Genomic DNA, 23766 nt, shown 5'->3' with positions numbered 1-23766 from the left:
TTCAGTTTTCAAAGGTCTACGTGACAACCTGACAGGCTGTCTGTTGTCTTTTTGCGACAACTTCTAAATATTATCATTATTAGTTGAGTATGTCAACTAATTTTTCTAACTTTTTTTAAAAGTTTTTCGCACGCTTTTTATCGAGACAACTTTATTAGTCTATCATGGCCTCATTTGTTTGTCAAACTATTTTTCTACATAAAAAAAGCTTTTCAACACAAGACAAAATCATCATAAGGACTCTTATTACTATATCAAGTCTCACATTAAAAAGCAACCAAAAATCTATTACTCATTTTCTAATCTTTTCTGACACTCTGGGCATAAGCCGTAAAGCTCCATACGATGCTCTGTTATCTGAAAACCTGTCAGTTTTTCCACAGCAACTTCCACATCTTCTAACCCCGGATAAAAAGTATCAACTATCTTTCCACAAGATTCACAAATGGCGTGATAGTGTTGTTGGGAAGTGAAATCAAATCTGCTGGAGGCATCTCCATAAGCCATTTCTTTTACAAAACCGATTTTAGTAAACAGCCTTAAATTATTATAGACAGTAGCAACACTCATATTAGGAAAACGAGAGACTAGGGCTTGGTATATTTCATCTGCGGTCGGATGATTGTCGCTGTCAATCAAATATTCTAAAATCGCGTATCTTTGAGGCGTAATTCGGATATCTGATCTTTTCAACTCCGCTACCGCATGAGTCACTTTATCACTTGTCATTTTTCTCGCCCCCTCCCTATCTTATGTCTGTATCATACTATAAAAGTGTCGCATTATTCAAGAAAGTAGTTTGCATTTGTGAAAACCATTCTTCTCTTAGAATCCCCATGCGGACAGCATCATAATAGCTGTCATTATAAAAAATTACTTTTCTCGCCCGGCCTTCCAGTTTGAAACCGAGTGTCTTACCCATGCTCATTACTCGTTCATTCGCTGACCAAGTGGAGAAACCAACACTTGCCACGTCTGGTTCTACAAGAAAAACTTGCGTTACCCAATTTTTCATTGCCTGGCTGCCATAACCATTGCCCCACAATTCTGAAACAAAAATACTCAGGCCAACTTCCAGCCATTTTATCTCGTGATTTTTCCATTGATAGGTGGCGGCTCCGATAATTTCACCATTCAGGTAAATCCCTTGAGTTCTTTTTGATTGAAAGAACTTCACTTCTCTTTGTAAAAATTCTTGCCAAGTCAATGGGAGGTACTCGTGAAGATAAGGTGCATCCCAATGAACCCAGTCTGGATTTTCATGTTTGTAACTAATTTCCCATAAACGTAATAGATCTTTATCTTCAATAGGCTTCAACATAACCTCTGACAATTATTTTCCACTCCAAACCAACAACTCATTTTTCTGTTTACCTTTTTTTATTTCGAAGTCCTTTACTGTGTCCAGTAATACTATAGACAAAAAAGGCGACAGGAAAAAATTCGTCCACCTTTTTTGCCTTTCATATATTAAACTAACAAATCTATCTTTTTTAACGCTAAATTTTCGATAGGCTTCTTTATAGCACTACTGTTTTATAACATATCGAACAGCGATAGTTGGTTCTCATCGGGCATCCCGTCCAACACACCGTTTTCTGTCAAATACTCAATGATGGTTTTAGAAACTTTTCCTCTCGTCGATAAATCTTCTTTTGATAAAAATTCTTTTTCTTCCCGTGCTGCTATGATTTGTTTTGCTACGTTTTCACCTAAACTTGGTATCGCCCGGAAAGGCGCGATAAGCGCATTCCCTTCAATAATAAAATCGTTAGCATCAGATTTATACAAATCAACCATCTTGAACTCGAATCCCCGTTCAAGCATTTCATTGGCAATTTCCAAAACGGTTAATAGATTCTTTTCTTTAGTGGAAGCTTCCAGTCCTTTGTCCATGATTTCTTTCATGCGGGCTTTCACAGCTTCTTTCCCTTTAGACATGGCCACCAAATCAAAGTCAACCGCACGCACTGAAAAATAGGCTGCATAATACAAAACAGGAAAATGAACTTTGAAATAGGCTACCCGCAACGCCATTAAAATATAGGCTGCCGCGTGGGCCTTCGGAAACATGTACTTGATTTTGAGGCATGAATCGATATACCATTCAGGAACTCCTTCTTCACGCATGGTGGCCTGCCAGTCTTCTGGGATTCCTTTACCTTTACGCACGCTCTCCATAATTTTAAAGGCCAAACCGTCTTCCAAACCATTATGAATCAAATAAACCATGATATCATCTCGGCATCCGATGACTTCTGCCAAATTAGCCCGTCCTTGACGAATCAATTCCTCGGCATTTCCTAACCAAACATCTGTCCCATGAGACAATCCTGAGATTTGGAGCAATTCTGCAAAAGTTGTCGGATGAGTCTGTTCGAGCATTCCTCTGACAAACTTCGTCCCGAATTCCGGGATTCCCAAGGAGCCTGTTTTAGAAAATATTTGCGTTTCATTGACCCCAAGCACTTCAGGGCTAGAAAAAATCTTCATTACTTCCGGATCATCTGTCGGGATAGTCTGAGGATCAATCCCTGACAAATCTTGCAGCATCCGAATCATCGTCGGGTCATCATGACCCAGAATATCTAATTTCAAGACGTTATCGTGAATCGAATGGAAATCAAAATGAGTCGTCTTCCATTCTGAGCCTTGGTCGTCTGCCGGGTATTGGATAGGGGTGAAATCATACACATCCATATAATCTGGAATAACGATAATTCCTCCCGGGTGTTGTCCAGTGGTTCGTTTCACTCCCGTGGCCCCTTTTGCCAACCGGTCGATTTCGGCACTGCGGAGATTTAAATTAAAATCCCGTTCAAATCCTTTAGCAAAACCAAAGGCTGTCTTATCTGCTACTGTTCCGATAGTGCCGGCACGATAGACATATTCCTCACCAAAAAGCTCTTTGGTGTAGTCGTGGGCTTTCGCCTGATAATCTCCAGAAAAGTTTAAATCAATATCGGGAACCTTATCCCCATAAAATCCTAGGAAGGTTTCAAAAGGAATATCGTGTCCGTCTTTGGCTAAACGACAACCGCACTTGGGACATTTCTTTTCCGGCAAGTCGAAACCTGAACCAACAGAACCATCCTCAAAAAACTCTGAATACTGACACTCAGGACAGCGGTAGTGAGGGGCAAGGGGATTAACCTCAGTGATTCCTGTCATAGTAGCTGCGAAACTCGACCCTACCGATCCTCGAGAGCCGACTAAATAACCGTCACTGATACTTTTGTGGACTAGCTTTTGGGATATCAAGTAGATCACTGAAAAACCATTTCCAATAATACTGTTCAATTCTTTTTCCAGTCGTTTTTCCACAATCTCCGGTAAAGGATCTCCGTACAACTTTCTTGCTTGACTGTAACTCAAATTAGTGATTTCCTCTTCAGAACCTTCGATTTTTGGCGTATATAGTTCTGTCTTGACTGGTGTCACTTCGTCAAATGTTTCTGCTAGTGCTTGTGTGTTAGTCACCACTACTTCCATTGCCTGATCTTTTCCTAAGAAAGCAAACTCTTCCAGCATCTCATCTGTTGTTCGAAATTGCACATCAGGTAAGTCAAAACGATTTAAAGGATTGGCTCCTCCCATAGAATTGATCAAGACCTGACGATATAATTTATCTGTTTGTTCCAGATAATGAACATTACCAGTAGCAATTACAGGTTTATTTAAATCCTTGCCGATTTGAACCAAATTACCGATGATTTCCTCTAAATCTTCCTCACTCTTCACTAACTCCTGTTGAAGTAAAGGAGCATACACTGGTTTGGGCATGATTTCGATATAATCATAGAATTCTGCTCTCCGACGAGCTTCTTCATAGCCTTTTTGCATCATCGCTTCGAAAATTTCTCCGTTGCTGCATGCTGAACCCACCATTAAACCATCACGCAACTCGCTGAGTAATGAGCGTGGGACCCTTGGGACTCGGTAAAAATACTCTACGTTTGAGGCAGAAATTATTTTAAACAGATTTTTTAAGCCTTTTTGATTTTTTGCCATGATGATACCATGAAACGGACGAGCCCTTTTATAAGCATCCCCTTCACCTACGTGAGCATTCAATTCATTATGTTTTAAAATACCGTGTTCTTCCTCGGCTTTTTTTATAAACAGCCAGCACAAATAACTGGTAGTTTCAGAGTCATAAATCGCCCGGTGATGTTGCTCCAAATGGACGCCATATTTTTTAGCTAAGGTATTCAGACGATGACTTTTCCATTGAGGATGTAAAAACCGTGATAACTCCAATGTATCAATGACCGAGTTGGGCGCTTCGGGCAAACCATATTTTTCATAGCTGGTATTCAGAAAGCCCATATCAAAGCTGGCATTGTGGGCAACTAAAATAGCATCTCCACAAAATTCTTTAAACAAACGAAGAACTTCTTCCTCTGATTTTGATCCGCGAACCATGTCATCGGTGATACCAGTCAAATTAATTGTCGTTTGCGACAATGGATGACCGGGATCGATAAACTCCTCAAAAGTTTCAATAATATTGCCTTTTTGCATTTTTACTCCTGCCAGCTCTATGATGGTATCATAAACCGCTGACAGGCCTGTGGTTTCCACGTCAAAGACTACGTATGTTCCATCTGATAAAAGAATATCCGCTTCATTGTAAGCAATCGGAACGCCATCATCAATGATGTTAGCTTCTACACCGTACATGATTTTTACGCCATACTTTTGGCCGGCATGATGGGCATCGGGAAACGCCTGGGCACCGCTATGGTCTGTAATTGCAATCGCGGGCATCCCCCAGTCTGCCGCTTTTTTCACTAAATCATCGGCACTGGGCAGGGCATCCATTGTACTCATATTTGTATGGGCATGGAATTCCACACGCTTTTTATCGTCAGGCGCCTTGTCTTGACGAACGGCTTTCTTCACTTCTGCCAAATCCTGCCCGTTCATGACCAAGTCCCGCATAAATGTATCTTCCTGAACGCTCCCCCGTGCTTTCAGCCACATACCTTTTTTTATGTTGGCAAATACCGCTTCGTCTCTCTCCCCGTTGGAAAACTTCTTCACGATGAAAGATGAGGTATAGTCTGTCATCTTTATAATCAAAATTTGTCGGCCTGAACGAAGGTCTCTGGTTTCTGCATCAAACACATAACCTTCGATAGTCACCCGGCGTTCTTCTTCCAAAATTTCTGCCATTGGGGTTACCGGTTCATCATTAGAGATGTTCCTTCCCAATTGAACAGGGCCTTCCAATACTGCCGGTTCATTTTTTTTCTGCTGCTTGATCTGATCATTTTTTACAATGGCTTGTGCCGCAGCTTCCATCATCTTTTCTTGTTGATCTTTTTGTTTTTGTTCAAACTCTAGTCGTCGAGCCTCCGCCAAACGATGATCTAACTTTGGAATGATTTTAAACTTCGGAAACCCAAATTGTTCATAACATTGGGCTATTTCAGGGAAGAATTGCGTTTCTAAATATGATAGAAGTCCTTCTTTTTCCAGTGAAACAATGATTTTATCATCAACAATTACCGGCAAAACACCGGTCAAAGAACCATTAATCATTGATTTATTTCCGTTGCTTTGCTGAATACAATAGTGCCAATACTCTTGAAGTTGCTGTTCTGTATAATTATTTTTATCTGCTGTGATGTTCATCTCGATTGATGCAATTCCAGAAAATCCCTGGCGAAGCTTCAACGTGAATTTTTGCAGCAAGTCAATCGGCAGCAACTCAAAGAAAGCAAAGTGAAATTCCCAAATCCTACTTTGCTTTTTGACGACCACCTTATCGATTCGGCCTTCTTTCATTAAAGGCTCATTGATCAGTTCTTGCTCTGAATCAATCTGATCTAACAATTTTTGAAAAAGTTCATAGGGACTTAAAGCCATCAGCTTATCCTCCTTCTAATCGGGAAATCCAACTTTTTGATACGTCCTCCAGCTGTTTTGGGACTGACAACTATCTGCTGACAAAAGCAAATCGTTAGTCCATCACTAGCTTCTGCTGAAAGATATCACATTTGCCTATTGATTTCCTAAAAGAAAAAGACATTCAACAAAAAGGTTTTGTTGATTGCCTCTTTTCTTTTTTATTATACTCTTTTTTGACTTTATTTCCAAGGTAGAGTCTAATCTTCAGACGTCAATAAAATATGCAGCGTGTTGACTAATTCGTCCTTGCGCACTTCAATCATTTCACCAGTGTCGCGGATTTTAACTTCGACAACACCGTCAGCTGCTTTCTTGCCAATCGTGATCCGGATAGGCAAACCAATCAAATCAGCATCCGTAAACTTCACACCTGCTCGTTCATTACGGTCATCAATCAGCACTTGGTAACCCGCATCCACCATTGTTTGGTAAATTTCATCTGTCAAAGCACTCTGATACGTATCCTTCAGATTGAGAGGTACCAGATGCAAATCGTAAGGGGCTATCGCCAAAGGCCATTTCAATCCCCCGTCATCGATATTTTGTTCTGCAATCGCAGCAATCAAACGAGAAACTCCGATACCGTAACAACCCATAATGACTGGTATTTTCCGCCCGTTCTCATCAAGGACTTCTGTTGCCATATCAACACTGTACCGCGTTCCTAATTTGAAGATATGCCCGATCTCAATACCTTTAGTGAAAACCAGGACTCCGTCTCCGTCTGGCGAAGGGTCTCCTTCTTGCACCAAACGAATATCATCAAAAACATCAGGATTAAAATCACGGCCCACATTTACATGTTTGAAGTGGCAGCCGTCTTCATTGGCGCCGGTCACACCATTTTCAATATCTTGGACATGCAAATCGGCATAAATTTTAATATCTTTCGAAATACCTATCGGTCCTAGGGAACCAAAATCTGCCCCAAGAAACTCTATTGCTTGATGATTTTCTGCCCGCTCCAGCACATCGGCACCGACTGCATGTCGTAATTTTATCTCGTTTACTTCGTGATCTCCACGTACAACAGCTAACAAAGGTATGCCATCTGCAATAAATAAAATCGACTTAAAAACTCTTTCTGCAGGAACACCAGTAAACTCTGTCAATTGTTCCACCGTATCGCAATCAGGGGTTGCAATTTTTTCGATATCCTGCAACGTCCCCTGCTGATGCTTAGGAATATACAAGCTTGAAGCCATTTCCAGATTAGCCGCATATTCTCCGCTTGTGGAGTAACAGACGGTGTCCTCGCCGATTTCAGACATCGCCATGAATTCTTTAGACTCTCCGCCCCCCATGGCACCTCCATCGCCGATAATCACTCTAAAATCCAGCCCGCATCGTTCAAAAATCCGCGTGTAAGCCGCTTCAAATTGCCGATACACTTTGTCTAAACTGTCCTCAGAAGCATGGAAAGAATAGGCATCCTTCATGATAAATTCACGACAGCGAAGCAATCCAAATCTTGGACGACTTTCATCCCTATATTTAGTTTGTATCTGATAAAGAGTCAACGGCAAGCGTTTGTAAGAATTGATTTCATTACCGATCAATTCAGTAAAGGCTTCTTCGTGAGTCGGCCCTAGCAAATACTCATGTTTGGCGCGGTCCTTCAATTTAAACAACAAATCTCCATAAGTTTCATAACGACCAGTCTCCTGCCATAACTCCGCCGGAAGCAAGGCAGGCATCGTCATTTCCACCGCATCGATTTTCTCCAATTCTTCCTGAATAATCTTTTTAATGCGATCCAAAACTTTCTGTGCCAAAGGTAAGTAACTATAAATTCCACTGGCAACTTGCCGAATATACCCTGCGCGAAGAAGCATTCGATGACTTGGCACTTCTGCGTCGCTTGGTTCTTCACGTAACGTTGGTACCAACATTTTAGACTGTTTCATTTTTTTCCTCCCAAAGTAAAAACTATCTGCCTAAAAATCTCATAATGTCATTCCACATCACTAATACCATCAATCCAACTAAAAAGGCAGCCCCCACCATTGTAATCCGCATCTCCCATTCCGGACTCAATGGTTTCCGTCTAATTCCTTCCACAAGATTAAACAACAATTTGCCGCCGTCCAGCATTGGAATCGGCAATAGATTCATGATCCCCAAGTTGACGCTCAAGACAGCAGTAAAGCTTAAAATAGCAATAATATTTTGATTAGCTATCTCAGAAGAAGCCTGAAAAATCATCACCGGCCCTCCTAATTTATCTAAACTAAAACTGCCCAATAAATCCCTTAATAACGTAAAAATCAACAGCGCATTTTCCTTAGTCTTCCTACCTGCCTCCTTGATTGTCCCGGCCACTCCAAGTTGTTCCAGCTCAAGACTAGAGGTGATACCAATCATAACTCTTTTTTCCCCATTATCGGTCATCTCTTTAGGAGTAATCGACAGTGTTTTTTCCTGTCCCTGTCTATCAACTACAATCGGAACAGTTGTGTCTGCATTTTTTTGAACCGTTTTGCCGATATCAGCATAGGCGTTGATTTTTTCTCCGGCAATGGAAATGATTTTATCTCCATCCTTTAATCCCGCCGCCATGGCTGGACTGTCATCGGCGACACTGGCAACTTGATTGTTCGGGGTATAGATGCCTCCCTGATATGCCAACATTATCACAAACAACACAAAGGCCAAAATAAAATTAAACACCGGCCCGGCAATATTAGTCAGCATCCGCTGATATAATTTAGCTGATTGAAACTGGACATCCACCGGTGCAATCCGGACTTCAGTGCCATCCTCTTCAATAATCATCGCATCATGAATAACTGGATAGACTGTCTCTTTGTCTTCATCCCCGTTGAGATAACCTTTGACGAATAATTTTTCTTCCAAATCTACTTCTAAAACTTCCATCGGCACACTGTTTGCCAACTGAACTTTACTACTCGTATTTATTTTGATTACTTCCTGCTGGTCATTTAATTCTAAAGATATCGCGGTTCCGGGATTTAATTCCATCTCTTCCTCCCCAAGCCCTGCCATCCGAACATAGCCCCCTAACGGCAACATTCGGATGGTATAAGTCGTCCCCGACTTGTCTTGATGGGAAAACAGTTTAGGACCCACGCCGATAGAAAATTCACGTACCAGAATTCCAGACCATTTAGCAAAAAGAAAATGTCCTAACTCATGCATGATGACAATCAAGCCAAAAACAAACAAAAAAACTAGTACAGCTTTCATAAATATTTCAACACTCTCCTTTCGTACAGTAAAACATCTTCATATTATAGATAACTTTTTTTTCAATTTCAATGTTCACAACTTTTATTGCTTCCAATTAGAAGATTCCTAAAAAGCTCATCAAAGGAAAAACAAAGAGCAAACTGTCAAACCGGTCCAAAATCCCTCCATGTCCAGGCAGTATATTTCCTGAATCTTTGACACCAAAGTGACGTTTAAAGGCGGATTCAACCAAGTCTCCCATCTGTCCGGCTAATGACATAATAACGGTAACCACCAGCATGATGGTCCAAGGATAATTAAAGCCGGTTTCTGACGGATAAACAAAAATTATCAAACAAGCTGCAGCCACAGCACAAATCACGCCCCCAACAGAACCTTCAACGGTTTTATTGGGAGAAATATGAGGGGCAAGTTTGTGCTTGCCGATTTTTCTGCCAATCATATACGCACCGATATCTGTTGCCCAAACTACAGCTAAACCGTAAATGATATACAAAAATTCTGAACCGTTGCCTCTTGCCGCTACAAAACTCTGAAATCCAACACCTACATATAAACTCACTAGCACTGGAAAAGCCGCATTTTCAAAAGTATATGTGTTTTTTGAAAAGACTGCCATACATAGCAATAACAACACTGTCAGGTAAAACAAATGGAAGTTGGACATGCTTCGGGGCAGAAAGAAAAACCATTTTTCTCTAGGCAAAAGTAAAGCAACAGCTCCCGCAGCAGATAAAACTCCTTCCATACTCATTAATCTTAAGCCATTCATTTTAAATAACTCATGTACCCCGATGACTGCCAAAAAGGCGACAGTCAATTCAAATGCCCAGCCGCCATACCACACAATGGGTATAAAAAGGGCTAAGGCAACGACGGCGGTGATGACTCTTTGTTTCATTCTTCGATAGTCTCCTTACCATTCTTTTTAGATTTCAAACCGCCAAAACGACGATTGCGATGCTGAAAACTTCCAACAGCCTCATCGAAATATTTTTCATTAAAGTCCGGCCAATAAGCTGGCGAAAAATACAGTTCACTGTAGGCGATTTGCCAAAGAAGAAAATTACTGATTCTTTCTTCTCCACTGGTCCGAATCAACAAATCCGGTTCTTGATACTGTGTTCCTAAACTGGCGGTCATCAAATATTGCGAAAATAACTCTTCCGTAATTTCCCCAGTTAACTGGTCATCACGAGCCTCTGACACAATTTGATTGATCGCTGTGAGCATTTCCGCACGGCTGCCGTAGTTCAAGGCAAAATTTAAGATCATCCCGGTACTGTGGGCCGTTTGAGCCACAGCTTCTTTGACAGCTTTTTGAGTATGTTCAGGAAGATACTCTACATATCCCATGACGTTCACTTTGACATTTTCTTTAATCAATTCCGGTACAAATTCATCAAAAAAATCTACCGGCAACTGCATCAGGAAGTCCACTTCCTGCTCCGGCCGCTTCCAATTTTCAGTCGAAAAAGCATACAGGGTCAAAACTTTAATCCCCATCTGACTGGCATGCTTCGTAATTTTTTTTACGTTATTCATCCCTTCACGGTGCCCAGCTACTCTAGGCAGACGGCGGTTTTGAGCCCAGCGTCCGTTACCATCCATGATGATTGCCACATGATTAGGTACAGGTAGTTCAGGATTAAAGGACTGCCCTTCCCCTGCCTCCATGTAGCGTTCTTTTTGAGGAAACAAACGAAACATTGTTACCCATCCTTCCTTTTTCGTTCTATCTTCATTATTGTAGCAAAAAGAACTTCAAAAACCTACATAAATTCACTGATACAGACGATTTATCCTCCAAGCTAAAGTAAAATTTAACAAACTTAGGGACTGATACGAAAAAAAATTGACTTTCTCATTCCATCTTTATACAATGACGGTAACACGAATGCCTGAGGAGGAGAAAAAAGTTGAAAATTAAAGCGTTTTATTCCATTCAAACAATATAATTGATGATAGCTTTGCCTTGCAAGGTGACCGATGGAAAAACACTTAATTCGACATTTTCTACACTCGCTTCATGAACAGTTTTCGAAGAATGATAAATTTTTTTCATCTTCTGTTTGCGTGCTGAAAATCGAAAATATCGGCATTTCGTTGGATAGTCTTTTCTGACTAATCTTTTGATTTCCAACCACTCTGTAAGTTTAGCTGTTATCATTGGAAAGGATGCCATCCATGAGCAAGCTAAACATGAACCGCCAACGGAGGAGAAAGCAGGTCTTCGGCAGTAAAATTTCAAAGAAGACGCCTTATCAAACATCTGGCGAACGAAAACATTCGTTAAGATTTCCGCGGCGAAAAAATAAAAAATAACAGAAAAAGTCTTACTTTCTCAAAATGAGAAAGTAAGACTTTTTGACGTTTAAACTTCCAATAATTCCTGTTCTTTTTCTTCTGTAATTTTATCGATAGTCGCTGTGCTTTTATCAGTGATATCTTGCACATCTTTTTCTAGTTTATGCAGTTCATCTTCTGAAATTTCTTTGCTTTTTTCCATTTTTTTCAACTCATCAATGGCGTCCCGTCGAATATTACGAACAGAAATTTTAGCATTTTCCGCATATTTCCCTACTTCTTTTGCTAATTCTTTCCGACGTTCTTCTGTCAGTTGCGGAATCACCAAACGAATCACATTGCCGTCATTGGCAGGACTTAGTCCTAAATCACTGGCTAAAATGGCTTTTTCCACGTCTTCCAAAGAATTTTTATCGAAAGGTGTGATCATGAGCACACGTGCCTCAGGGATAGTAATTTGGGCCAGCTGATTCAATGGTGTCATGGCACCATAATACATCACTTCTACACGGTCCAAAATACTGGCATTTGCCCGGCCTGCACGAATGTAGCCAAGTTCTCGCTGAAGATTTTCCTCAGATTTTGTCATTCTTTCTTTTGTGTCTTTTAAAACTGTTTGTACCATCTTACTTCCCCCTTACTGTCGTTCCAATATCTTCGCCTAAAACTACTCGTTTGATATTGCCGTGTTCATTCAAATTAAACACGACTAACGGGATGTCATTATCCATACTCAGAGAGCTTGCGGTTGAGTCCATCACTGCCAGACCTTTAGAAATCACGTCCAAATGTGTCAACTCTTTAAATTTAGTCGCATCGTTCACTTGCTTCGGATCAGCAGAATACACACCATCTACGTTGTTTTTTGCCATCAAAATAACATCGGCATCAATTTCTGCAGCACGCAATGCAGCAGTAGTGTCTGTTGAGAAATACGGATTGCCCGTACCGCCTGCAAAAATGACCACACGTCCTTTTTCTAAATGCCGAATGGCCCGTCTGCGAATATAAGGTTCGGCAATTTGACGCATTTCAATGGAAGATTGGACACGAGTCGGAACACCAAGATTTTCCAACACATCTTGCAAAGCAAGAGCATTCATCACAGTTGCCAACATACCCATATAATCTGCCTGGGCACGCTCCATTCCCATTTCTGCACCGATATTTCCGCGCCAAATATTTCCACCACCAACAACAATCGCAATTTGTACGCCTAACTTATGAACGTCCTTGATTTCTTTTCCAATTTCTTCAATGGTGGGCGGTTTGATTCCAAATCCTGTATCCCCAGCAAGTGCTTCTCCACTCAATTTTAAAACAACACGTTGATATTGTGGACTAGACATCCGATTACCTCCAATTTTGTACTGCATTTATTTTAGCATATTTTCCCGATAACTCACACTAGCTATCTGTCAATTTGCCTAAAAAAAGGGAGCGCACTAATGACAGCCGCTTCCCAAATTTTCGTGACAAGATGGATCTTATTTCATTTGACTTCTGACTTCATCAGCAAAGTTTTCTGAACGTTTTTCAAGTCCTTCGCCCACTTCAAAACGAACGAATCCTTTGACTTCCGTATTTTTACCTGCCACATATTTTGCAACAGTCATATCTGGATCTTTAACGAAAGGCTGGTCTACCAAGCAGATTTCTGCCAAGAATTTATTCATACGGCCGATGACCATTTTTTCAACAATCTTCTCTGGTTTGCCTTCGTTTAATGCTTGTTCAGTCAAAATTTTCTTTTCGTGTTCTAATTCTTCAGCAGGTACTTGGTCTTTAGTCAAGTAACGAGGGTTAATAGCCGCAACGTGCATGGCAATATCTTTAGCCACGCTCTCATCTGAGCCGTCCAATACTGTAATAACAGCAATGGTTCCGCCAGCATGTAGATATGCTCCGAAAACTTGCTCGTCAGTTTTTTCAACGATCTCAAAACGACGGAAAGCAATTCTTTCACCAATTACTGTAGTTGCTTCAAGAATTTCTTTTTCGATTGTTCCGTTTTCAGTAGGGATTGCCAAAGCTGCTGCCATATCTGCAGGTTTGTTTTCTGCTACTAATTGGGCAACTTTAGCCACTAATTCTTTAAATTGATCGTTTTTAGCAACGAAGTCTGTTTCAGAATTTATTTCTACAACTGCTGCGACGTTACCAGCAACATAAATGTTTGCCAGTCCTTCGGCAGCAATTCGGTCGCCTTTTTTAGCTGCTTTGGCCAAACCTGATTCTCTCAAGTGGTCTACAGCTTTATCCATATCTCCATCAACTTCAACGAGCGCTCTTTTAGCATCCATCATGCCCACGCCAGTTTTGTCTCGTAACTCTTTTACCATTGCTGCTGTAATTTTTTGTGCCATTTTTTCATTTGCCTCCCAAAGTATTTTCTTTTACAAAAAAAGTCTCAAAGGAAAAGCGGGGCTACTATCGTTCGCCAACTACTTCATAGCCTTTGAGACACACTATTAATTTGATTAATTATTCAGCGTTGTCGCCTTCTACTACTTCAACGATTTCTTCCATAGATTCAGCCTTTGGTGCTTCTTCTGCACCTGCTTCAGCTACAAAAGATTCTTCGACAACATCATCTTCTCCTTGACGTCCTTCAATGAAAGCATCTGCCATTTTCCCGGAAATTAATTTCACGGCACGGATAGCATCATCATTTGATGGGATGACTACATCGATTTCATCTGGATCACAGTTAGTATCAACCATCGCAACGATTGGAATATTCAATTTGCGAGCTTCTTGAACTGCGATACGTTCTTTACGAGGGTCTACGATGAAGATAACATCAGGAATTCTAGGCATATCAGCGATACCGCCTAAGAATTTTTGCAGACGTTCACGTTGTTTAACCAATCCGGCAACTTCTTTTTTAGGTAAAACTTCAAAAATGCCGTCTGCTTCCATTTTATCAATTTCTTTTAGACGACCGATACGTTTTTGGATTGTGTCCCAGTTAGTCAAAGTACCACCCAACCAACGGTGATTCACGTAAAATTGGCCTGCTCTTTCCGCTTCTTCTTTGATTGCTTCTTGTGCCTGCTTTTTAGTTCCTACAAAAAGAGCCACTCCGCCGTCTTCGGCAACATTTTTCATGTAGTTGTAAGCTTCGTCAACTAAACGAACTGTTTTTTGCAAGTCGATGATATAAATCCCGTTTCTCTCAGTGAAGATATATTTCTTCATTTTAGGATTCCAGCGACGCGTTTGGTGTCCAAAATGCACACCTGATTCTAGTAATTGTTTCATACTGATTACTGCCATGTTTTGTTTCCTCCAATTTGGTTTTTATTTTTCCTCTCTCAAATTCCACTGTATGAAGGACTTCATAGAGAAGCACCCCTTCATCCATCCTTTGAGATGTGGTATTAGCTACGTATTTTTACATAACCTTAAATAGTATAATATAAATCAGCAGCAAATTCAAGTTTTTTTGACTTGCCCTTTCCCAGATCTTAAACATGTAAGTCGAGTTCTTCGTGATAATTCTTTTATGCAGTCTTCATAATTGACTTTTGAGACTGTATTATTAATTTTTTACACTTCTTAAAATAAAATAACCTTTATCTCTAGTTACCACTTCCACATTGCCAAAAACTTCCTGCATTTTTTTTTGGGCACTGGGAGCCCCTTGTTTTTTTTGAATCACTACCGTCAAAGTGCCTCCCTTGGCAAGCAAAGGACAGGCACCTTCTAAGATGCTGTGAACCACACGTTTACCGGCACGAATCGGCGGGTTGCTGACAATGACGGCATATTCTTTCAAGTGGACAGCTTCATAAATATCAGACACGTGAACATCTGCTTCTTTGATGCCGTTGAGGGTTGCATTTTCTTCAGCTAATGCCACCGCACGTTCATTGACATCCACCATCTCTACCGGACGCTTGGTACTGTATGCTAGTGCCAATCCAACGGGTCCATAGCCGCACCCTACATCCAAAATTTTCCCTTCTGGCAAATTGTCATCTGAAAAAGCATCAATCAAAACCCGGCTGCCAAAATCCACTGTCTTCTTTGAAAAAACATGACTGTCAGTGATAAATTGAAAAATTTTCCCTTTGAGTTCAAACGACCACTGTTCCCGATCGTGGGGTGTATTAGGAGAGTGTGTGAAATAATGTTCAGTCATTGTTTAACTCCCTCTTTTTCTCCATAATTTTCTGCGTAAACAGTTCTCCCAATCTTTGATAGCCATAGTCTGAAAAATGCAGACCGTCTTCCTGTAACCACTCATCAGCACGCTCAGAGTTAATCATCTCATCCAGCACATTGACAAACGGCAGTCCTTTTTCTTCTGCCAGTTCAGCCAGCCCATCAGAAAACTTCCGGCAGCGGCTAAGGGGACGATCAAATTTTCTAATTGCTTGCTTAGTATAAGGAGCACTAAATAAAATCACTTTTTCAGGACCGATTTTTTCAATGATGTCCACCATATTAGCAAGATATTTGTTTAAACTGATCAACCGGTCAATCGCCACATCGTTTGCACCAAAAAAAAGGGTCACGATGTCCGGTTGATAACGCAGGACATGTGCCTCCAAACGTTTTAATCCGTCTGATGTGGTATCTCCTGGTATGCCGGCGTTGATGATATGGTCCTCGGGAAATATTGCTGCCACTTTGCTGGTCAAAGCGTCGGTAATGCCTTCTTCATTCCAGCCTGCAGTGATACTATCCCCGAATAAAATAATTTTAGTCAAGTTGTTCCATCCTTTCTTACTCACAAGCATCGATATTTATGCTATACTCATACTATTATTTTTCAATTATCATAGCACAAGGAGTTTATATTTACATGCAGAATGAAAAGAAATCAAAAAAATTTTGCCGAGATTCTCGTACAGTTCAGACTCATCTAGTCTTCCCTCAAGATACAAACAGTCATAATACCTTGTACGGAGGCAAATTAATGTCCTATATCGACAGCTGTGCGGCGATTACTGCCTTACGTCACACTAAGAAAACAGTAGTCACCGCTTCTACCGACCGTCTGAATTTTTTAGCACCTATCCCGTCTAATCACGCGTTGACACTGGAGGCTTTCGTCACCGGCACTGGGAAAAAATCAATGGAGATTTTTGTCAAAGTTACAGGGGAAGATTTGTTCAACAATCAGCGCTACTTGGCTGCTACTTGTTTTACCACATTTGTTGTTGTGGGCGATGACCTTCCAAGTGATTATGTTATCCCAGAGATTAAACCCGAAACAAGAGAAGAAAAACTCATCGCACAAAACTATCAAGAACGTAAAAATAATCGTCTAAGGGACTTAACTTTAGAAAAAGAGTTTTTGTCCGATATTTCCCTCACCAGTTATTGAATCTTCAAAAATAATTTAAGTACAATTAATAAAAATATGTTAAAATGTGAGTTATGATTATTGTAAAGTAAAGGCGGTTGAATTATGAATATCAATGAATCGAGAAAATATCACCGGTTTTCTCGTGAGGAATGGAAAAGTTTTTATCGCAACGGTGTCCCTCCTTTAACAGAAGATGAACTTCAAGAAATAAAAAGTTTCAATGATAAGATTTCTCTCCAAGATGTTCAGGAAATTTATATCCCTATCACTCATCTTATCAAACTGTATATGAAGGAATACGAATCACTTCAGTTAAGCAAAGGCTTATTTATTCAATCGTTTCAAGATGTGCCCCCGTTCATCATCGGTATTGCCGGAAGTGTGGCTGTGGGGAAAAGTACCACGGCACGACTGCTTCAGATGATGCTGTCACGAACATTTAAAAGAAGAAATGTTCATCTAGTGACCACAGACGGGTTTCTTTACCCCAATCATATTTTGCAAGAACGCGGTTTGATGAATGATAAGGGGTTTCCGGAAAGTTATGACATGGAACTTTTGATCAATTTTCTTGGAGAAGTAAAAAGCGGTAAACCAAAAATCAAACTGCCGATTTATTCCCATGAAATCTATGACATCGTTCCAAATGAATATCAAGAAATCATCGAGCCAGACATTCTGATCGTGGAAGGAATCAATGTCCTGCAATTACCTTCCAATCAACAAATTTATATGAGCGATTTTTTTGATTTCTCTATTTTTGTCGATGCAGATCCAAAAACGATAGAAAAATGGTATCTAGATCGTTTTGAGGCCTTATTGGAGACCGCGTTTCAAAACCCATCTAATTTTTATTACCCTTATGCTGTTGGTCCAAAAGACAAAGCAATAGCAATGGCAAAAGATGTCTGGAAAAATGTTAACTTGCGAAATTTAAATGAGTTCATCCTACCCACGAGGCACCATGCAGATTTGATTTTGCGTAAGCAAGCTTCCCATGAAATCAGCGATATCTATTTAACTAAATACTAATTATAGAAAGAGTGAGTTTTGTTGACAGAAAATACCCCATTAGAAACTATCGTTGTGCTGGACTTCGGCAGCCAGTACAATCAGCTAATCACCCGCCGTATACGTGAATTTGGCGTCTTTTCTGAATTATTGAGCCATAAGACAACTGCTGAAGAAATAAAAAAAATGAATGCAAAAGGTATTATTTTTTCAGGTGGTCCAAACAGTGTCTATGAAAATGATGCGTTTAAAGTTGACCCGGAAATATTTAATTTAGGCTTGCCGATTCTAGGGATCTGCTACGGTATGCAATTGATGACAGAATATCTTGGCGGAAACGTCGAACCTGCTGGTGTCCAAGAAAATGGGCAGGCTTTTATCGATATCAGCAACACCACCAGCGGTCTTTTTGCAGGCTTGCCGTCCAGACAGCAAGTGTGGATGAGCCATGGCGATTCTGTCACAAGTCTTCCTGAAGAATTTGAGGTCGTTGCTGTCAGCTCAGACTGTCCTTTCGCAGCGGTTGAGCATCAAGAAAAAAACTTTTATGGTGTTCAATTCCATCCAGAAGTCCAGCACTCAGTCTATGGAAATGATATGTTGAAAAACTTTGCCTTCTCTATTTGCGGATGTCAAGGCGACTGGACCATGGAAAGCTTCATCGATTTGGAAATCGCTAAAATCAGAGAAACAGTCGGCGATAAAAAAGTCCTCCTTGCCCTATCTGGCGGTGTGGACTCCAGCGTTGTCGGAGTGTTGCTTCAAAAAGCTATCGGTGATCAGCTCACATGTATTTTTGTGGATCACGGCTTGCTCCGTAAAAATGAAGCAGACGAAGTAATGGAAAGCCTTGTCGGTAAATTTGGGCTGAATATTATCAAAGTAGATGCACAAAAACGTTTCCTTGATAAGCTGACAGGTGTTTCCGATCCAGAACAAAAACGTAAAATCATCGGCAACGAATTCATTTACGTTTTTGATGATGAGGCAGCGAAACTGGACGGTATAGAATTTCTTGCGCAAGGAACTTTATATACTGATGTTATCGAGAGCGGCACTGAAACAGCAAAAGTAATCAAATCCCATCATAATGTGGGCGGATTACCAGAAGACATGACGTTCCAGTTGATTGAACCGCTGAACACACTCTTTAAAGATGAAGTTCGGGCACTGGGAACTGAATTGGGAATGCCTGATTCAATCGTCTGGCGCCAACCTTTCCCAGGTCCTGGATTAGGGATTCGTGTATTGGGAGAGGTCTCCGAGGATAAATTAGAAATCGTACGTGAAAGTGATGCGATACTACGTGAAGAAATTGCAAATGCTGGTTTGGATCGGGATATTTGGCAATATTTCACTGTCTTACCGGGCATTCGCAGCGTGGGAGTGACTGGAGATAACCGCACTTATGATTACACTATCGGTATCCGGGCCATCACTTCTGTTGATGGTATGACCGCTGACTTTGCCAGAATCGACTGGGATTTGTTACAAAAAATTAGCGTGAGAATCGTCAATGAAGTCCCACATGTGAATCGTGTGGTGTATGATATTACAAGCAAGCCACCTGCGACAGTAGAGTGGGAATAAAGAGCTGGTGGGACTATCTTAAAAAGGTTGATTTCATAGCGTTCTTTCATGTGTTGTTTATTTAAAATATCGATATTTTGAGTGTTTTTTTACCAAAGTGTTGCCACAACTGTGACTTAAAAAAGTTAGCTTAATAATTAGCTAACTTTTTTAATAGTTGAAAATATTTTTAATCGCAAGATGTTATAACATTTAATATGCCACTTTTTATTAAGGGAGTTGATTTAAATGAAAGAAAAGCAAGATGCTTTAAAAGTTATCATTCTCTGTGCTTTAGCCGCATGTATCAATGTTATTTTAGGCTCAATTGTAACCTTTACTAACATCCCTTTCCTTTATTTGGATTCTATTGGTACTATTTTTATTTCATCAAACTTCAAATTAAAATATGGTATTTTTACTGCTATCACTACTCACTTACTATTAGCCATATTTCACGGCACACTGGCTTTGCCCTTTTCTCTCGTCAGTATTACGATAGCTATTATTGCTAGTTTCAGTTCGAAAAATGGGCTTAATTATAAAAACGCGGTTGTTACAGGAATTTTACTGACTTTAATCGGTTCATTAATAAGCGCGCCGATACGCGTTATATTATATGGTGGATTTAAAGGGTTGGTGAATTCCCCAACGGATTTTATCGTTTTTTCAATGAAAGCAGCTGGATTTAAACTACTGATTGCAGCTTATTGGGGTGCCGTTAGTGATGGAATATTAGATAAAATCATCTCTTGTCTACTTGTCACCTGGTTAAACAATCTACCTCAAATAAACAGCAATTTGAAAATATTTAAAGAATAGGAAGTTAGCTGAATGAATAGTCAAAAACGGATTTTACGGATTTTTACACACCTTTTAAAAGGTGACACTCTAACCAAACAAGATTTGATGAATGAATACCAAAAACAAAGTAGTACGATTCAACGAGATATGGCTATTATAGAAGAGATACTTGAAGAAGAAAGTTATGCCGTAACGAAATCAAGCTCTCCAAATTTAGGAGCGTTAGATCGTAAATATAAAGGAACGTACCAACTTACTCAATTTTTAGAAAACAACATCTTTAATGATGATGAATTATTAGCTGTGATTAAGATTTTATTTGCAAGCAGATCTTTCAATCAAGAGGAAATAATGAAGCTGACTCAAAAATTTCTTTTATTAGCTAGAGATAAGCAAAGAATAGAACTGTTCATTGCTAATGAGCAGCTTCATTATCACGGCGTTGCGGAAGTAAAACTAATTGACAGGATTAACCTTATTTGTGAGGCGATTTTAAATAATCAAATTGTTGAATTTGATTACCAAAAGTGTGGAGAAACCAAAACTTTCCGTAAGCTGCCACTTGCGTTACATTTTTCTGATTTATATTTTTTATGATGTCTGGATCACACACTTCACAAGATGATGCAGATTTTTCATCTTTGAATAAGTTTCGAATTAATAATATGATGAATCTAAAAATTATTTCATCTCATAATAATAAAATTTCATACAAAGACCGGTTCGAAAGCGGCTACCTAACAAACCATACTGCTACCTTGCCTTTTTTCGGCAATACGCTACTGTTAGTCATTGATTTTTATTGGGACCCGGTCTATGTTTTAGATCGTTTTCCAAATTCGAAAATTATAAAGGAAAACGACGATGGCAGTTTCCGTATAGAAATCTATGCCAATGATGGCTATGGTGTCAAAATGTGGCTACTAAGTCAGGGGGATATGGTAAAAGTGATTTCTCCTCAAAAAATTAAGGATTATATTATTCAGGATATGATTCACGCTTTAAAATATTACGATTATGACATTTAATTTGACATCAAAATTACTTCAAAAAATGGATGAGACATAGTAACCGTCTCATCCTTAAGTTTATTTTCTAAAATATTTTAATGATTGATTAGTTCCGTCAATGACTCCATTTGATATTATGTAATAAGCATTTATCTCATTAAAATAGCTTGATTGAGATCCCACATATATAATTTTTGTATAATCGGTTTTATACATATCTATTTACCTCCAGATAATAAACAAGGGCCTACTAGAGGCCCTTAAGTACAAGTTTGGTAATAACATATTACATGTTTATCTAGGTGTAGTACTAATTAAGAATGTTGCATATACGTTAGATCCTTTAATATAGAATCCTACACCCGCTTCATTAGATGAACTATCTAATAATATAGAATTATGATCTGGACTATTAATCCATAATTGTAGCATTTTTTCAGCTGCATCTTTACCAGAGAATGATGCGAATCCTCCACCGGCGATATTTTCACCCATTCCATTGAAAATAGTTCCCGGTGCTACCTCTTGAATGACTGTTGAGTGATAAGAACCATTTGGTCTAGTATGTGAGAATACTTCTGAAATTTCTTCAGCTCTGATATCTGCACCAGCTTGAAGAATAGAATTAACGTTTAACGCCTTTAGACCATTTTTAACTCTATATTCATTTAAAAGCTTATAGAACTCTTCATACATGATATCTCTTTCTTCTTGACTATCACTAATTGATGGAACTTGTACTCTAATGGATAATCCTGTGTCACCGGGGTCAATTGTTCCAGATAATTGACCTGATAGAAGTTTAGTATGACCCAATCCGAAATCATCTAATGTAAAGCTATAATCTCCATACTCCATTTCTAAAGTTTTAGATAGAATTAATTTTCTATTTTGATCATAGAAGTTAAAGTAGATAGATACTGTTTCTTTTGGTTCATTGTTCTTATCAGATACTTTTTTAGCATCTGCAAGAATCCGAGTAATTTCATCACTTGATTTTGCATTGTTAATCAAGTTTGTGAAGTGCTCTTTTTGATCTTTAAGGTTAAAACCTTCTAATTCATTGAGAGCATCTTGTTTAGCTTTAGCCAATTTTTCAGCTTCAGCTTGTTCTTTTTGATCTTTTTCAGCCTGTTTAGCATTTCCAACAATGGTATTAACTTCTTGGATTGATGTGGCTTGATTTACTTGATCAATAAAATGTTGAGTATTATTCAAGTCTAACGCTTGAATCTGTTTAATTGCAGTTTCTTTAGCATTTTTCAATTCTTGAACTTCATTATTTTTATCAGAATGATTTGTAGCATTTGTTTTAATTGTATCAATTTCTTTAATTGAAGTTGCATTCTGAACTGCTAGAGTATAAGCATTTAGCTCGTCTTTAGTTAAATTCAACGTTTTTAGATAAGCAATTGCTTTATCTTTAGCGGATTGAAGTGTTTGTTCTGCATCATTTGCATCAGATTGTATTTTCGCATTAGAAGCGATTGATTTAATTTTTTCAACCGTTTGTGCTTCATTAACTTGGTTAATAAATCTCGTCATTTCATCATTAGTAAGATTCAAACGTTTAATGTCGTTAATTGCTTTAGTTTTAGCATCACTTAATTCTTTTTCAGCGGCATCATTTACATCTGAAACTTTTTGTGCATCTTCAACAATGGCTTTAACTTCACTAATTGATTTTGCAGCGTCTACTTGGGAAATAAACGTTGCTTTAATTTCATCTTTTAAATTCATTGCTGAAATTTTTGATTTAGCATCATTTTTAGCATCTACAAGTTGTTGTTCAGATGCCGTTTGATCATTGTTATCAGAGGTGCCTTTTGCCTCCGAAATGATAGTATCAATTTCATCTTGAGATACTGCATTATTAATTTGATTAACAAATGATTGTTTTTCACTATCTTTAAGATTTAATAAATCAAGTTGTTTGATTGCGTTTTGCTTAGCTTCAGTTAGTTCTTTTTCAGCAGCATCATTCACATCTGAAACTTTTTGCGCCTCTTCAACAATTGATTTAACGTCATTAATTGTTTTAGCACCATCAATTTGAGATGCAAAAGCTGTTTCTTCTTCATTTGTTAAGTTCATACTACCAATTTTTATTTTTGCATCTGCTTTTGCAACAGAAAGTTGTTGTTCAGACGTTGCTTGATCATTGTTATCAGAAACTGCTTTTGCGTCAGAAACAACAGTCTTAATTTCATCTTGTGATTTAGCAACATTAATTTTATCTACAAATGCTTGTCTTTCATCATCTTTTAAATTCAATCCATCAAGTTGTTTAATGGCTTCATTTTTAGCTTCTTCCAATTCTTTTTCCTGAGCAGCCGCATTTTTATTTGCTTCATTTTGTGCTCTGGCAGATTCTAAAGTTGACATGACGGTTTGGATATCATTAGCAGAGTTAATTGCTGACGTAAAACCTTCAATCTCACTTGGTGTCAACTCCGTTAATTTAGCTAACTCATCCAACGCTTCATTTTTATTTTTTTGTAATAGAGCTGCCTGTTCATTTGCTTCTTTATTAGCTGTATTTTGGGCATTCGCTTGATTTAGAATATTTTGCACAACTTCAATAGATGGAGCACCATTTATTGCATTTGTATAGTGAGC

Annotated in this window: 20 protein-coding genes; 6 read left to right on the top strand and 14 right to left on the bottom strand. The window is 39.1% G+C overall.

All coding sequences use genetic code 11. The annotated features are described in order from the left end of the window. Positions 1–288 precede the first annotated feature (288 nt). From CBF29_RS12740 to CBF29_RS12675, 13 genes are all read right to left on the bottom strand, one after another. A complete protein-coding gene (locus CBF29_RS12740; protein WP_126810086.1) occupies positions 289–729 on the bottom strand; it encodes a Fur family transcriptional regulator in 441 nt (146 codons plus the stop codon). A 37-nt stretch (positions 730–766) separates the two neighbouring features. Beyond that, a complete protein-coding gene (locus CBF29_RS12735; RefSeq protein WP_126810085.1) occupies positions 767–1333 on the bottom strand; it encodes a GNAT family N-acetyltransferase in 567 nt (188 codons plus the stop codon). Positions 1334–1536: 203 nt separating this feature from the next. Then, positions 1537–5874, bottom strand: a complete 4338-nt coding sequence (locus CBF29_RS12730; RefSeq protein ID WP_126810084.1) for a PolC-type DNA polymerase III — start codon at positions 5872–5874, stop codon at positions 1537–1539. A 239-nt stretch (positions 5875–6113) separates the two neighbouring features. Then, positions 6114–7823 carry a proline--tRNA ligase gene (locus tag CBF29_RS12725; protein ID WP_126810083.1) on the bottom strand — a complete coding sequence of 570 codons (1710 nt, stop codon included), beginning with the start codon at positions 7821–7823 and terminating at the stop codon, positions 6114–6116. Positions 7824–7845: 22 nt separating this feature from the next. Continuing rightward, positions 7846–9123, bottom strand: coding sequence for an RIP metalloprotease RseP (rseP, locus tag CBF29_RS12720; RefSeq protein ID WP_126810082.1), 1278 nt, complete (start codon positions 9121–9123; stop codon positions 7846–7848). A 97-nt stretch (positions 9124–9220) separates the two neighbouring features. Next, the gene (locus CBF29_RS12715; protein ID WP_126810081.1) at positions 9221–10027 is read right to left on the bottom strand and encodes a phosphatidate cytidylyltransferase; all 807 of its coding nucleotides are present in this window, start codon (positions 10025–10027) and stop codon (positions 9221–9223) included. Further along, the gene (locus tag CBF29_RS12710; RefSeq protein ID WP_126810080.1) at positions 10024–10836 is read right to left on the bottom strand and encodes an undecaprenyl pyrophosphate synthase; all 813 of its coding nucleotides are present in this window, start codon (positions 10834–10836) and stop codon (positions 10024–10026) included. The genes CBF29_RS12715 and CBF29_RS12710 overlap by 4 nt, the downstream gene beginning before the upstream one ends. Positions 10837–11500: 664 nt before the next feature. Further along, positions 11501–12058 (bottom strand): ribosome recycling factor, encoded by a 558-nt coding sequence (gene frr / locus CBF29_RS12700; protein WP_126810078.1) that lies wholly within the window; start codon positions 12056–12058, stop codon positions 11501–11503. Position 12059: 1 nt separating this feature from the next. Continuing rightward, positions 12060–12782: a UMP kinase gene (gene pyrH / locus CBF29_RS12695; RefSeq protein ID WP_126810077.1), complete on the bottom strand. Its 723-nt coding sequence runs from the start codon at positions 12780–12782 to the stop codon at positions 12060–12062. A 138-nt stretch (positions 12783–12920) separates the two neighbouring features. Beyond that, a complete protein-coding gene (gene tsf, locus CBF29_RS12690) occupies positions 12921–13799 on the bottom strand; it encodes a translation elongation factor Ts (protein WP_126810076.1) in 879 nt (292 codons plus the stop codon). 118 nt (positions 13800–13917) lie between these two features. Continuing rightward, positions 13918–14712 (bottom strand): 30S ribosomal protein S2, encoded by a 795-nt coding sequence (gene rpsB / locus CBF29_RS12685; protein ID WP_126810075.1) that lies wholly within the window; start codon positions 14710–14712, stop codon positions 13918–13920. 265 nt (positions 14713–14977) lie between these two features. Further along, positions 14978–15580 (bottom strand): class I SAM-dependent methyltransferase, encoded by a 603-nt coding sequence (locus tag CBF29_RS12680; RefSeq protein WP_126810074.1) that lies wholly within the window; start codon positions 15578–15580, stop codon positions 14978–14980. Further along, a complete protein-coding gene (locus CBF29_RS12675; protein ID WP_170170078.1) occupies positions 15573–16151 on the bottom strand; it encodes an SGNH/GDSL hydrolase family protein in 579 nt (192 codons plus the stop codon). The genes CBF29_RS12680 and CBF29_RS12675 overlap by 8 nt, the downstream gene beginning before the upstream one ends. A 95-nt stretch (positions 16152–16246) precedes the next feature. Here CBF29_RS12675 and CBF29_RS12670 point away from each other — a divergent pair, with 95 nt between their 5' ends. From CBF29_RS12670 to CBF29_RS12645, 6 genes are all read left to right on the top strand, one after another. After that, entirely contained in the window at positions 16247–16771 is a 525-nt protein-coding gene (locus CBF29_RS12670) for an acyl-CoA thioesterase (RefSeq protein ID WP_126810072.1), read from the top strand. A 90-nt stretch (positions 16772–16861) separates the two neighbouring features. Next, positions 16862–17785, top strand: coding sequence for a type I pantothenate kinase (coaA, locus tag CBF29_RS12665; RefSeq protein WP_126810087.1), 924 nt, complete (start codon positions 16862–16864; stop codon positions 17783–17785). Positions 17786–17803: 18 nt separating this feature from the next. Next, on the top strand, positions 17804–19354 hold the full coding sequence (gene guaA, locus CBF29_RS12660; RefSeq protein ID WP_126810071.1) for a glutamine-hydrolyzing GMP synthase: 1551 nt from the start codon (positions 17804–17806) through the stop codon (positions 19352–19354). Positions 19355–19582: 228 nt separating this feature from the next. Then, entirely contained in the window at positions 19583–20155 is a 573-nt protein-coding gene (locus CBF29_RS12655; protein ID WP_126810070.1) for a hypothetical protein, read from the top strand. A 12-nt stretch (positions 20156–20167) separates the two neighbouring features. After that, positions 20168–20734, top strand: a complete 567-nt coding sequence (locus tag CBF29_RS12650; protein ID WP_126810069.1) for a hypothetical protein — start codon at positions 20168–20170, stop codon at positions 20732–20734. Between the two features lie 68 nt (positions 20735–20802). After that, entirely contained in the window at positions 20803–21165 is a 363-nt protein-coding gene (locus CBF29_RS12645) for a WYL domain-containing protein (RefSeq protein WP_170170077.1), read from the top strand. 276 nt (positions 21166–21441) lie between these two features. Here CBF29_RS12645 and CBF29_RS12640 read toward each other — a convergent pair. Beyond that, positions 21442–23766, bottom strand: a 2325-nt coding sequence (locus tag CBF29_RS12640; RefSeq protein WP_211334302.1) for a CAP domain-containing protein, incomplete at its 5' end; no start/stop codon positions are given.

Source organism: Vagococcus elongatus (assembly GCF_003987645.1).
In the GTDB taxonomy this organism is placed as follows: domain Bacteria; phylum Bacillota; class Bacilli; order Lactobacillales; family Vagococcaceae; genus Vagococcus_A; species Vagococcus_A elongatus.
Note: the sequence above shows the minus strand (reverse complement) of the source record. Positions and strands in the feature narration are given on the sequence as shown.